Source organism: Methanohalophilus sp. WG1-DM, from assembly GCF_004104135.1.
Classification (GTDB): domain Archaea; phylum Halobacteriota; class Methanosarcinia; order Methanosarcinales; family Methanosarcinaceae; genus Methanohalophilus; species Methanohalophilus euhalobius.
The window spans coordinates 1-12,665 of sequence record NZ_RRBA01000009.1; the positions used below are offsets into that span (position 1 = coordinate 1).

At 42.4% G+C, this 12,665-nt stretch carries 15 protein-coding genes; 11 read left to right on the forward strand and 4 right to left on the reverse strand.

What is annotated here, in order from left to right; genetic code table 11:
- Nucleotides 1-174: B12-binding domain-containing protein (locus CI957_RS06920; protein WP_206631052.1), on the reverse strand; the 174-nt coding region annotated here is incomplete at its 3' end.
- A gap of 154 nt (nucleotides 175-328) precedes the next feature.
- Between CI957_RS06920 and CI957_RS06925 the strand changes: the two genes are divergently transcribed.
- From CI957_RS06925 to CI957_RS06955, 7 genes are all read left to right on the forward strand, one after another.
- A complete protein-coding gene (locus CI957_RS06925) occupies nucleotides 329-739 on the forward strand; it encodes a helix-turn-helix domain-containing protein (protein WP_128754539.1) in 411 nt (136 codons plus the stop codon).
- A gap of 197 nt (nucleotides 740-936) precedes the next feature.
- Complete coding sequence (locus CI957_RS06930; RefSeq protein WP_128754540.1) at nucleotides 937-1,086, forward strand: ARMT1-like domain-containing protein; 150 nt, start codon at nucleotides 937-939, stop codon at nucleotides 1,084-1,086.
- A gap of 108 nt (nucleotides 1,087-1,194) precedes the next feature.
- Nucleotides 1,195-1,389 carry a CooT family nickel-binding protein gene (locus CI957_RS06935; protein WP_128754541.1) on the forward strand — a complete coding sequence of 65 codons (195 nt, stop codon included), beginning with the start codon at nucleotides 1,195-1,197 and terminating at the stop codon, nucleotides 1,387-1,389.
- Nucleotides 1,390-1,461: 72 nt separating this feature from the next.
- On the forward strand, nucleotides 1,462-2,466 hold the full coding sequence (locus CI957_RS06940; protein ID WP_096711254.1) for a type II glyceraldehyde-3-phosphate dehydrogenase: 1,005 nt from the start codon (nucleotides 1,462-1,464) through the stop codon (nucleotides 2,464-2,466).
- A 14-nt stretch (nucleotides 2,467-2,480) separates the two neighbouring features.
- On the forward strand, nucleotides 2,481-3,293 hold the full coding sequence (locus CI957_RS06945) for a bifunctional fructose-bisphosphatase/inositol-phosphate phosphatase (RefSeq protein ID WP_096711253.1): 813 nt from the start codon (nucleotides 2,481-2,483) through the stop codon (nucleotides 3,291-3,293).
- Nucleotides 3,280-4,116 (forward strand): NAD(+)/NADH kinase, encoded by an 837-nt coding sequence (locus CI957_RS06950; RefSeq protein ID WP_128754542.1) that lies wholly within the window; start codon nucleotides 3,280-3,282, stop codon nucleotides 4,114-4,116. The genes CI957_RS06945 and CI957_RS06950 overlap by 14 nt, the downstream gene beginning before the upstream one ends.
- Nucleotides 4,117-4,170: 54 nt before the next feature.
- The gene (locus CI957_RS06955) at nucleotides 4,171-5,361 is read left to right on the forward strand and encodes a homocitrate synthase family protein (RefSeq protein WP_128754543.1); all 1,191 of its coding nucleotides are present in this window, start codon (nucleotides 4,171-4,173) and stop codon (nucleotides 5,359-5,361) included.
- Here CI957_RS06955 and CI957_RS06960 read toward each other — a convergent pair.
- From CI957_RS06960 to CI957_RS06970, 3 genes are all read right to left on the reverse strand, one after another.
- Entirely contained in the window at nucleotides 5,358-5,867 is a 510-nt protein-coding gene (locus tag CI957_RS06960; RefSeq protein WP_096711602.1) for a TIGR00288 family NYN domain-containing protein, read from the reverse strand. The two genes, CI957_RS06955 and CI957_RS06960, sit on opposite strands and share 4 nt — an antisense overlap.
- A 118-nt stretch (nucleotides 5,868-5,985) precedes the next feature.
- The gene (locus CI957_RS06965; protein WP_096711250.1) at nucleotides 5,986-6,393 is read right to left on the reverse strand and encodes a hypothetical protein; all 408 of its coding nucleotides are present in this window, start codon (nucleotides 6,391-6,393) and stop codon (nucleotides 5,986-5,988) included.
- 2 nt (nucleotides 6,394-6,395) lie between these two features.
- Complete coding sequence (locus tag CI957_RS06970; protein WP_128754544.1) at nucleotides 6,396-7,274, reverse strand: rhomboid family intramembrane serine protease; 879 nt, start codon at nucleotides 7,272-7,274, stop codon at nucleotides 6,396-6,398.
- Nucleotides 7,275-7,538: 264 nt separating this feature from the next.
- On the opposite strand from CI957_RS06970, the gene cdhA reads away from it, so the two are divergent.
- Genes cdhA through CI957_RS06990 form a run of 4 tightly spaced genes read left to right on the forward strand, consistent with a single transcriptional unit; the run spans nucleotide 7,539 to nucleotide 12,650 of the window.
- Nucleotides 7,539-9,944 (forward strand): CO dehydrogenase/acetyl-CoA synthase complex subunit alpha, encoded by a 2,406-nt coding sequence (gene cdhA / locus CI957_RS06975; protein ID WP_128754545.1) that lies wholly within the window; start codon nucleotides 7,539-7,541, stop codon nucleotides 9,942-9,944.
- Nucleotides 9,945-9,946: 2 nt separating this feature from the next.
- Nucleotides 9,947-10,459, forward strand: a complete 513-nt coding sequence (cdhB, locus tag CI957_RS06980; RefSeq protein WP_128754546.1) for a CO dehydrogenase/acetyl-CoA synthase complex subunit epsilon — start codon at nucleotides 9,947-9,949, stop codon at nucleotides 10,457-10,459.
- 25 nt (nucleotides 10,460-10,484) lie between these two features.
- Nucleotides 10,485-11,882 (forward strand): CO dehydrogenase/CO-methylating acetyl-CoA synthase complex subunit beta, encoded by a 1,398-nt coding sequence (cdhC, locus tag CI957_RS06985; protein WP_096711246.1) that lies wholly within the window; start codon nucleotides 10,485-10,487, stop codon nucleotides 11,880-11,882.
- A gap of 15 nt (nucleotides 11,883-11,897) precedes the next feature.
- Nucleotides 11,898-12,650 carry an AAA family ATPase gene (locus CI957_RS06990; protein ID WP_096711245.1) on the forward strand — a complete coding sequence of 251 codons (753 nt, stop codon included), beginning with the start codon at nucleotides 11,898-11,900 and terminating at the stop codon, nucleotides 12,648-12,650.
- Nucleotides 12,651-12,665: the final 15 nt, after the last annotated feature.

Consider the following 12,665-nt stretch of genomic DNA (forward strand, 5'->3'; position numbering starts at 1 on the left):
GGCGGCTTCGAATTTGTCACCGATGATCTTCATACCCACAGACAGACCATCATTGATGATCTCGAAAGGAGTTAAACCTGCATCCAGGGCTTCCTGGACAAGGGGGCCAATACCATTGATGTCCTGATTGACAATCGCATCTCTGAGTTTATCATACATTTCCTGTTTTCCCATTAAATCACCTTGTTTATATCTTGTAGATAACCGGCGTGTCCTTAAAGGAAACTATTTGCCAGCTAACGACTACTAAGAGTCTGATTATTTATTTTATATAAACGTTTTTAGCATCGAACATAACTATTTATACTTAAAAACGCAACCAAAAGGCATGGCAAAAAAAGAAATGTATCCTATTAAAGAAAAGATGAGCATGGAAAGCCTAGAAAAAAGGATAAGATACATAGAATATCTTACAAAAGTTTTGACCCGATTGTACTTCATAAGATATCGATACAAAGGTTTTTCAGTGGAAGAATCTGCAAAAAAAACAGGCGTCACAAAAAGGGTTGGTTATATATGGCAAAGAAGATGGAATCGGGATGGATATCCCGGATTATTTCCCAGATATGGAGGTGGCAGACCTTCAAAACTCAGTGAAGAACAGAAGTACGAACTGAAAAATATACTTCGGGAAAAAAAGAAATGGAAAACTTCTGATGTACAGGCAATTATAAAAGAAAAATTTAATGTGGATTATTCATCAAAACAAGTAAAAGTGATTATTGATTCTTTATCGTAATAGTATACGAAGTTACGTAATATACAGAATAACATTAATCAAAAAGTAGGATTTACTGACTAGGTCAAATTAAAGACATACTATAATAACCTATTAAAGTTCTCTAAATTGTACTTTATTCAATATGATAGCAATAAATAGGAAGAGGAAATTTTTAAAATAACTTTTTACCTATTCATAAGTCATATTCATGAAACATGGAAGATAGAACCGACAGCGTTTTGAATAGAGGCTGTAATGCAATCGGAGTTGCTTTTGATGAGGCACCGCAAGAATTACTAGAGGCCTTTGACAAAGCAATTCTTACTATCAGCAAAGGCATGGCAAATTACAAAACCCTTTCATAAAGGAAATGGGCTCCATTGTTTACCTGCTACAAACAAAATGCGAAAGTGTTGCACAGGACATGGATCTTGAGAAAGGTTATTCGGTTGCCAAAGGCATGAGGTGAAGTTATGTGTGAACTAAAAGCAATTCTGGAAACGGGAGAAGGAAATAGAGATATTATTATGGAGTCAACTACACGTGTAATTGTGGAAGGAGACGAAATTGAACTTACAGGCATATTCGGTGAAAGAGAAAATGTCCAGGGTTCGATAAAGGAAATCAATTTCTCAAAGGGAGAGCTTATAATACTCGGAAATGATTAATGATCAAAACCGGGGGAATAGGAGCAAATCCCTTTAACTATATATAGCCGACATTACAGGGAGGTACATAAAATGACAGTCAAAGTTGCAATAAACGGTTACGGAACCATCGGAAAGAGAGTTGCAGACGCTGTAAGCGTCCAGGAAGACATGGAAATTATTGGAGTGGCAAAGACCCGCCCTAATTTTGAAGCTTTTATGGCAAAGAAAAAGGGATATGATGTGTTTGCACCTGAAGATCGGATTAAGGGGATGGAAAAGGCAAACCTTGAAGTTGAAGGTTCCATTGATGATATGCTTGAAAGGGCAGATGTCATTGTAGACTGTACACCCGGTGGAATTGGTGAAAAGAACAAGCCAATTTACGAAAAAGCAGGTGTCAAAGCTATCTGGCAGGGTGGGGAAGACCACGAACTTGCAGGTTGTTCATTCAATGCACAGAGCAATTATGAAGAAGCACTAGGAAGGGATTTTGTACGGGTGGTATCCTGTAATACGACCGGCCTCTGCAGGGTCATCAAACCTCTTGATGACGAGTTTGGAGTAAACAAAGCAAGAGTGACCCTGATGAGAAGGGCTGCTGACCCGGCGGATATCAAGAAAGGACCGATCAATGCTATTGTCCCCAATCCCATAAAACTGCCGTCCCATCACGGGCCGGATGTCAAAACCGTCCTCCCCGACATCGATATCGCTACTACAGCTGTGAAACTTCCTACTACACTTATGCACCTGCACACTATCAACATGGAACTGAATAGCGAATGTACGGCGGAAGAAGTAGAAGCGTTACTGGCCAAACAATCCCGTGTGCGTTTTGTCGGACAGGGCATAACTTCCACGGCTGAGGTAATGGAAATGGCTCGTGATATGAACCGCCCAAGGTCTGACATGTGGGAAAACTGTGTATGGAACGAATCTATCACGATATATGAAGGAGAACTATACTTCTTCCAGGGAATCCACCAGGAATCAGATGTGATTCCCGAAAATGTCGATGCAATACGTGCTGTGATGGAAGTTGAAAAGGACGGAACAAAGTCCGTAGCAAAAACTAACAAAGCAATGGGTATCTAATACCCATCTTTTTTATGCAATCGATACAAAGTCTCCTTGAAGTTTGCAATCATGCTTCAAAAGAGGCTAACGAGTCTATAAAGGACCTTGTCGGAAAAAGAAAAGCATACAAATCCGTCTACATGGGAGCGGATGGAACTCGTACAAGGCTGATCGATGACAGGGCTGAAAAGGCAATTTTTGAAGTGTTGAAAAGTTATGGCAATTGCCGCATCCTCAGCGAAGAGTATGGGGAATACATTCCTGATAAAAAACCTGAAATCACTTTTGTAATCGACCCTCTTGACGGCACATATAATGCAGCCCACGGAATCCCGTTTTATTCAACTTCCATTGCTGTTGGCAATGCGGACCTTTCTTCAATCTACTTTGGATATGTTAAAAATCTCTGCACAGGTGATATCTACCATGCATATAAGGGTGAAGGAGCATATCTAAATGGCAATCCAATAAATACATCCAACAGAAAACTATTAAAAAATTTCAGTGTCAGTCTTTACGGTTACCGTAACAATGTAGAAAATACCCTGGAGCTTTCCAGAAAAGTAAGAAGGGTTCGAATACTGGGAAGTGTGGCTCTGGAACTCTGCTATGTTGCCTGCGGTAAACTTGATGCTTTTGTAGATATCAGGAATTCACTGAGACTGATTGATGTTGCTGCAGGAAAACTTATCCTTGAAGAAACAAATGGAAAGGTAACCAACGGAAAAGGTACAGAGTTACATCTTCAGGATAGTGTTGTAAACAGGCTTTCCATGATAGCATCAAACGGACATGCCCACAGGGACATACTCAATTTTGTGGGGAGAAAAGATGAAAGTAAATAAAATTGGTATAACCTCTAAATATGATAGTCCGCAAGCCCTGGAAATGGTTGAGACTATTGTGAAAAGGTTCACTTCACAAATTAAAATTTTTCTGGATGAGGGGTCCTTTGACATGCTTAATCTTCCTGAAACAGAACGAATGCCTGTGGAAAAAATGAAAGAAGCAGGTGCCAACCTGATGATTTCAATCGGAGGAGACGGAACTGTTCTGCGCAGCATATCCAGGATGGATGATCCACTACCACTTCTGGGAATTAACATGGGCATGCTGGGTTTCCTTGTGGATGTGATGCCTGAAGAGGCAATTCCTACAATCGAGAATGTGCTGGAAGGATTCGAATATACCGAACGTTGTCGTATTGCAGTCAATCTCAACGGTGAAGAGTTACCCTGTGCCACAAATGAAGTTGTACTGACCACAGCCAGACCTGCCAAGATACTAACATTCCGGGTAACGGTTGACGGATGTATGATAGAAGAGTTCAGATCTGACGGAGTAGTGATCGCAACCCCCACAGGATCCACAGCTTATGCTATGAGTGCCGGCGGACCTATTCTGGATCCCAGGGTCAATGCTACCCTCATAGTACCTCTTGCCCCATTCAAACTTTCAGCCCGCCCCTGGGTGGTACCTTCTGACAGACCCATAAAGGTCGAAATAACTATTCCGGAAAAGGAAGCTGCTGTTGTTATCGATGGACAGCATACTTACACAATGAAAAAAGATGATACCATTTGTCTTACAAAAGCAAAAAATCCTGCTCGTTTTGTAGTGACTGAACGTAGTGGATTCTATGAAAAAGTACAGTCAAAACTTCGATGATACAAACACATATCTTTAAATATAAAAGTAAAGATAGGACCGGATAGCGATAACATGGCTCCAAATAAAGAATATTCCAGAAATGAAATGATGGATTTTATTGATATCGAACCTCTGGATATAAAAATATGTGATGTGACCCTCAGGGACGGTGAACAAACTCCCGGTGTTGCATTTACCAAAGAAGAGAAAATGGACCTGGCAAGTGAACTGGATGCAATTGGTGTCGAGATTATTGAAGCCGGATTTCCTGTCGTTTCTTCTTCTGAAAAAGAAACCATGAAGGAAATTAGCAATATGGGGCTGAATGCAAAAACGTGTTGCCTGGCCCGGTCCATCATAGGGGATGTAGATGCTGCTATTGATTGTGATGCCGATATAGTGAGCATTTTCATAGCTCTTTCAGACCTTCACCTGAAACACAAATATCACCGCTCCTGCAGCGATGTACTGGGTTGCTCAATGGAAGCAGTAGAATATGCAAAAGACCATGGACTTAAAGTCAGGTTTGCCGCAGAGGATGCAACGCGTACACCCATACCCACCCTGCAACATGCATTCCAGGAAGCAGAAAAATACAATGTTGATTATGTGAGCATCGCTGATACTATAGGAATATTGAATCCTTCAACTACCAAATACATGGTTGAAAAGATAAAAGAAAAGGTACATACACCCATATGCATTCACTGTCACAATGATATCGGACTTGCCACTGCAAATACTTTAGCAGCAGCTGAGGCAGGAGCAAAGCAACTCCATACCACCGTAAATGGTATCGGAGAAAGAGCAGGAAACGCTCCTCTTGAAGAAGTACTTGTAGCCCTTCGTGTACAGTACGGAATCGAAAACTACGATACCACACATCTTAATGGTCTTGCAAGAAAAGTTGAAGATTATTCCGGTCTGACAACTCCCGTGAATAAGGCTATTGTGGGCAAACATGCCTTCACGCATGAATCCGGGATACACGTCATGGCAATTCTGGAAGAGCCGCGGACTTACGAACTCTTTTCCCCGGAAATGGTGGGTGGGATCCGAAACCTTGTAGTCGGTAAGCATACAGGACTGAAGGCCTTAAAAGGAATAATTAAGGACATGGGATATTCCCTTGAACACGAAGAATTATGTGCATTAATGGAGAAAATAAAGAATTGTACAGAAATCAAAGGTGGAATTACAAGGCCACATCTGGAAGAAATGATCGATGATATCAGATCCTGTAAAAGAGATGATGATATTTAAGACATCTCTTCTTCAGGTATCGAAACCCCTCCTGTATTCAAAATTACAACATAGTCAGAAGAATTCCTAAGGGCAGTTGAAAATCCAGGTTCTACACCAAAGATTATAGTTTCTTTGCCGTGTTCATTTGCTTTATTCAATAAGGGTTTAAAATCAGCATCTCTTGTCACAAGTGCAAGAGTATCGATATTGGGATTATGAACAAGATCCATTCCCTCAACAGCAAGCCTTACATCCACATCGCTTGAACAAATAACAGGTTCGAAACCATTGTTTTCCACGGCTTCTACAAGTTTATTAGAAGCGTACTGATTAAGGAAAACACGTCCTATCTTGACATTACCGTACTCTTTCAATACATCCCTTATTTCTTCTAAGTTTACATCAAATTCCTTTCTCAGAACATTGGGACCATCTACAAGAAGTCCAATACTCCGTCGCCCTATTTCCTTTTTAGTACTCAGATATTTGACTATAGAATTAAATCCGGTTTTTACATTCTGCATATTGCCTCTTATTGCAGGTATAAACATTATAACAATAAATATGTGCAACCACAGTATCAACAACAATTAACCATAATTACTATTAATGATTATAATAACAACTAAGGACCTGCAAACCTTATAATCTTTCAGCAAGCAACCATTCGTTTACATTCTTTTTGGAATATGAATCATCCACAAGTACGAAATAGTTTTTGTACCTCCTTCCTTCTTTCTTTCTCCTGTACATAATTTCTCCCCTGTATAAGAGAAATTTATTGAAAATATCCTCAAATTGCATTCTTTCGTCATTTGTCAACTCAATGATAGATTGACCATCACGGTACCAGTTATACACCCTTAAAACAAATACTTCTCTTATTCTTTTTAATCCTTCGGCCTGTTCAAAAGAGTCAAAGTATAAAGTCTTTCTAATTTCAGGTGACCAGGCTGCAATTTTTTTTTCCATGTCAATAAATTGCACGGGAATTTCTTCCCCTTCACGTGGCCTGGGATACAGTAAAGAAAGATGCCTTATAGAGCCCAATCTCACCACCGCCTGTATAAGGAACCCCGGGAAACCTTTAGGTTCTTCTTAAGTCTGCGCCCCACAATGATGCCGACAAAAACTCCGCTCAAGTGAGCTGCATGTGCTATCATATCGCCGGAAATATTCACGTACATGAAAGATAAGTCCACTATCACAAAGAGTATTAGAGCAGATTTGATAGTCATTGGGAAGAAAAAGACATATACGGGCAGATTTGGTTCAAGAATGGCAAGGGCTGCAAAAACACCCATTATTGCCCCACTGGCCCCGACCATCGGGTAACTGGTAGAGGTCGTTGCGATGAAACCTAAAGCTGCAACTATCCCGGAAATAAAATACAGGTAAATAAACATTGAATTGCCAATGCGCCTCTCCAGTATCCTGCCAAAGAAATAGAGAACAAGCATATTGAAGAACAGGTGACCAAGACTTGCATGGAGAAACATATGAGAAATCAAAGTCCAGGGCCTGGATAGAATATTACCCGGTTCAAGCTGGAATAAAGTGTAATATGGTTGGCCCAGCAGGAGCTCCAGGAAAAATGAAAATATACATATAATTATTATGGCCATTGAGGGGCTAGAATAAAAGGAGCGTTTAGTCCTGTTAAATGCACTCCCGGCCGCACCTTTTGCAGCATTTTTGGTAGCTTCTTTAAAAAAATCCTTCACAATTTGATCTGTACCGGAAGTACTGCGTCCTCTGGTACCACTACTTCCAGCTGCACTTTGTGCAGAGCTGAAACGAGTCCCATCGCCCAGGCCTTCACAGCCATGTCTTTCAGGAAGACGATGATCAGAACAAAATGTTTTCCCACAGTAGCGGCATGTATACATCACTGGCTCTTTCTTACCGCATATCCAGCATTGGTTATCCAAAATATCCTCCTACCTAAACACATATGCAAAAGTAAATAAATCTATTTCCATAATCAGAAAGCAGGTTGAATTAACAGCGCAAACAAATAAAAAGAATTATCTATTATAATCATGATAAATACCGGAAAGACTTATATACTGAATCTACATTAGTTATGACACAGTCCACTACTGTATAAACTATTAACTTTTTATCAAACTATAACACTCCCATCAAAGCTATACAATTTATAGCGATGGGACACCCAGGAGGACAATACATAGATGAGTGAACTTAAAACAGGGACATTCTCTGTCAGCGACCTGGAAAACGTCCAGATCAACATCGGAAGCATTGTAGGTGCTATCGAAAAAACCGCCGCTGAAGAAGGAGAAGTCGGCCTTACTGTAAAACCCAACATCTCCGGACTGAGGGATTGGGACTATAAACTTCTTGAAAGATACAACCCGGTCTATACACCTATGTGTGACCAGTGTTGTTATTGTACATTCGGTACCTGTGACCTTACCGGGAACAAGGAAGGAGCATGTGGTATCAACATGGAAGGCCATAATGCCAGAGAATTCATGCTGCGTGTGATTACAGGAGCATCAGCTCACTCCGGTCACGGAAGACACCTACTCCACCACCTGATAGACAAGTATGGAGCAGATTATCCGCTTAAAGTTGGACAAACAAATATAATTGCTCCCAATGTCCAGATGGTTACAGGCAAAAAACCTGAAACTCTCGGTGATCTGGAAGGCGCCCTGAGTTATGTGGAGGAACAACTGGTCCAGCTTCTTGCGTGTGTCCATGTAGGACAGGAAGGAGAGGCAATCGATTTCGAATCCAAGGCGATGCATGGTGGTATGCTCGATCATGTAGGAATGGAAGTTTCCGATATCGCACAGATTTCCTGTCTGGAAATGCCAAAAGCGGATGAAAACGCGCCCCTATCAGAAATTGGTATGGGAACAATTGACTCCGAAAAACCTGTCCTGCTGGTAATCGGTCATAACGTTGCCGGAGTAACCAACATTATAGACTATATGGAAGACCATGACCTGACCGACAAAATGGAGCTTTGTGGTCTGTGCTGTACCGCTCTGGACATGACAAGATACAGGACCGAGGGAGGAGACGTACCAAAGGCCAAGGTTGTCGGAACCCTTGCCAAAGAACTCAAGATGATACGTTCCGGTGTTCCTGACGTTATTGTTGTCGATGAACAGTGTGTACGCGCCGACGTGCTAAGGGAAGCACGGAAACTTATGATGCCTGTCATCACAACCAATGATAAAATCATGTATGGACTGCCTGACAGGTCCGAAGATGATATAGAGGATATCATCGATGATCTCAAATCCGGCAGGGATGATGGTGCCCTGATACTTGACTTTGAAAAACTCGGTGAAGTTGCCCCCAGACTTACACAGGAAATGTCAAAAATTCGCAAGGAAAAAGGTGTCGTATCCCTACCTACCGAAGAAGAGTTCAACGAACTTACCTCCAGATGTGTACATTGCCTTGCATGTGAACTCGAATGCCCAACTAACCTGCCAATCAGTGATGCCATGACCGCTGCTGAAGAAGGTGACCTCGGGCCATTCGAAATACTCCATGACAAATGTGTAGCCTGTGGCAGATGTGAACAGGCATGTCCAAAGGATATACCTGTCCTCAATGTAATTGAAAAGGCATCCCAGAGAGTAATCCGGGAGGAAAGGGGCAAAGTTCGTGTCGGACGTGGCCAGATAAGTGACCCTGAGATCCGTGAAGAAGGCGTCAATCTTGTTATGGGTACCACACCCGGTATCATAGCAATGGTCGGATGTTCAAACTATCCGGATGGAACAAAAGACCTGTATCGGATAGCCGATGAAATGTTGAGGCGTAACTATATTGTCCTGATGTCGGGATGTTCTGCAATGGATCTTGGCATGTACCAGAACGATGACGGAGAGACCCTTTACGAGAAATATCCGGCAAAGTTCCAGAAAGGAAATCTCATCAACGTGGGCTCATGTGTTTCCAATTCCCATATCACAGCTGCTACCATAAAAGTTGCCGCAATCTTTGCGCAACGTAACATTACAGGAAACTACGAAGAGATCGCCGATTATATCCTGAATCGTGTTGGAGCGGTTGGCGTAGCATGGGGAGCATATTCCCAGAAAGCATCTTCAATTGGAACCGGCTGCAACAGGCTTGGAATTCCTGTAATCCTTGGTCCTCACGGTTCAAAATACCGCAGAGCACTCATAGGCAAACCCTATGAAGAAGATAAATGGAAGGTCCTGGATGCAAGAAACGGGGAAACAATGGATATCCCGCCAGCTCCGGAGTTCTTGCTGACAACCGCAGAAACCATTGATGAAATGATGCCTATGCTTGCCAAGAACTGTATCCGTCCAAGTGACAACAACATGGGAAGAATGATCAAACTGACTCATTACATTGAGCTCAGTGAAAAATACCTGGGAATAATGCCTGATGACTGGTACAAGTATGTAAGGAATGAAACAGACTTGCCACTTGCAAGACGTGAAGAATTCCTCAAGAAACTTGAGCAGGAATACGGATGGGATATCGATTGGAATAAAAAGAAGATTGTATCCGGACCCACCAGTAAACTGGATGTATCGGCCCAACCCACCAATGTGGAAAGATTGTGCAAGGAGGCTTAAAAATGGCTGATGTTTCAAAAAACCTGAAGGTCTATACAACATATGGGCCTAAATCTGCTAGGGGTACAAAGCCAGCTATTGTAGCAAAAATGATCGAAAAAGCTAAAAGGCCTCTTTTCGTTGTTGGCTCGGAGGTCCTGGAGGAAAAACTCCTTGCCCGTGCACAAGCCATAGCAAAGAAGGGTATCCCTGTAGCTGCTACCGGGCATTCCATAAAAGGATTTATCGATGAAGAGGGAGTGGATGCAAAATATATCAACATTCATTTCCTTGGTACTTTTCTCTGTGACCCCAAATGGGCCGGATTGGATGATAACGGATGTTATGATCTGATAATCCTGCTTGGACATAAAAAATATTATATTAATCAGGTCCTTTCAGCACTGAAGAATTTTTCAGATCTGAATACAATTAATATAGGAAAACATTATACCCAAAATGCTACCTTGTCTTTTGGTAATGTTACACCTGAAGTACATCTGGAAGCACTGGACGAACTTATTGATAACCTTTGAATTTTAAAGAAGGAGGATATTAACAATGGCTGAAGATTTTCCTTTTGAAATTTCTCCAATGTTTGAAGGAGAAAGAATCAGAAAAAATGATATGTACGTGGAACTTTCAGGTCCCAAATCCATTGGTTTTGAACTTGTAAAGGCAGCTGAGATGGATGATGTGGTAGACGGCAAGTTTAACATGATCGGTCCGGACATCCAGGATATGGAAGAGGGAGGAAGATACCCTTTTGCCATGATATACAAGATTGCCGGGGAACTTGTTGAAGAAGACCTTGAATCCATTGTGGAAAGAAGAAACCACGATTTCCAGAATTATATACAGGGGCTTATGCACCTGAACCAGCGTTATGATGTGTGGGTTCGTTTAAGCAAAGAGGCTGTGGAAAAAGGTGTTACCTCCTTTGAATCTATTGCTCAGGCAATAATGATGCTTTTCAAGAACGAACTCCCGTTCATAGAGAAGGTGGAAGCTACCTATATCACGGACAAGGACGAGATTGAAAAACTCATGGACGAGGCAAAAGCCAAATACAAGGCCAGGGATGACAGGACCCGTAATCTTCACGATGAGGATGTTGATACGTTCTATGGATGTACTCTCTGTCAATCTTTTGCACCGTCCAATGTATGTGTAATAACCCCGGACAGGATATCCCTCTGTGGTGCTATCAACTGGTTTGACGGCAGGGCAGCCGCCAAGGTCGATCCTGAAGGGCCCCAATTCGCAATACCTAAAGGGGATGTAATAGATGAAGAATCCGGTGAGTATACCGGTGTAAACGAGACTGCAAAATCCCTGTCAAGCGGGGAATATGATCGTATAAAACTTCACTCATTCTTGGACCATCCACACACATCCTGCGGATGCTTTGAAGTTGTAGGTTTCTATATACCCGAGGTTGACGGTATCGGATGGGTAGACAGGGATTTTACAGGAGCTGCACCAAACGGACTCCCCTTCTCCACGATGGCCGGGCAGACAGGAGGAGGAAAACAGATCAGTGGATTTTTGGGAATTGGTATCAACTACTTCCGTTCTCCCAAGTTCATCCAAGCTGACGGTGGATGGGAACGTGTGGTCTGGATGCCAAAACATCTCAAAGACCGTGTATCTGACGATATACCGGATGACATTGCAGACAAGATTGCTACTGAAGAAGACGTATCAGATCTGGAAACACTCAGGAACTTCCTGGAAGAAAAGAACCATCCAATTGTCAATAGATGGGAAAAGGAAGAAGAGGAGGAGGCTACAGAGGAAGAAGAAACTCCACAACAAGCCGCTCCCGCCATGCAGATGCCTGCCTCAATGCCAATGAATATGCCAGCCATGCCAACTTCCGGAAGTGGTGGTGTAAAGATCATTCTCAAAAATGCAAAGGTATCTGTTGATAAGGTAATCATTAAGAAGAACGAGTAATAGAGAGGTTTCTCTGTGACAAAAATCATTGCGATTACAGGTAAAGGCGGCACCGGGAAGACGGCCATAACGACCCTTCTGCTGCGCCATCTGACAAAAAGTGATAAGGTTGTCCTGGCAATCGATGCTGATCCGGATACCAATCTCCCGGAAACCCTGGGATGTGAGGCAGACCGTACCATCGGTGACATCAAGGAATACATGATGAATGAACGAGACAACATGCCACCAGATATCAACAAGGAATCGATATTCGAATCCAGGATATACGAGACACTCAACGAGTTACCTGACTATGACCTGCTGGTTATGGGAAGGCCCGAAGGATCAGGTTGTTACTGCTATGTAAACAATCTGCTGCGGGGGATAATGGACCGCCTGACCGAAAACTATGACGTGGTTATCATGGATATGGAAGCAGGTCTTGAACACTTCAGCAGGAAGACTATCAGGAATATAGATGATCTCCTGGTGGTTACCGATGGTTCCCGCAGAGGAATGGGGACTGCCGAGAGAATCAGTGAACTTGTGCATGAGCTGGAAACAGATGTGCGCAATATCCATGTGGTCGCAAATAAAGTCACAGAAGACAATAAAGAACAGATCCAGAAAACTGCGAATGAACTTGGCCTGAAATTAATAGGCCTTGTTCCAACGGATGAAAGTATTGCAGAGAGAGATCTTGCAGGGGAAGCTCTCTATGACCTTCCCGAAGATTCGAAAGCCGTTATCGAAGTTGAAAGAATCGCAGTAAAACTTGGATTATAATAAATAATCAGATGG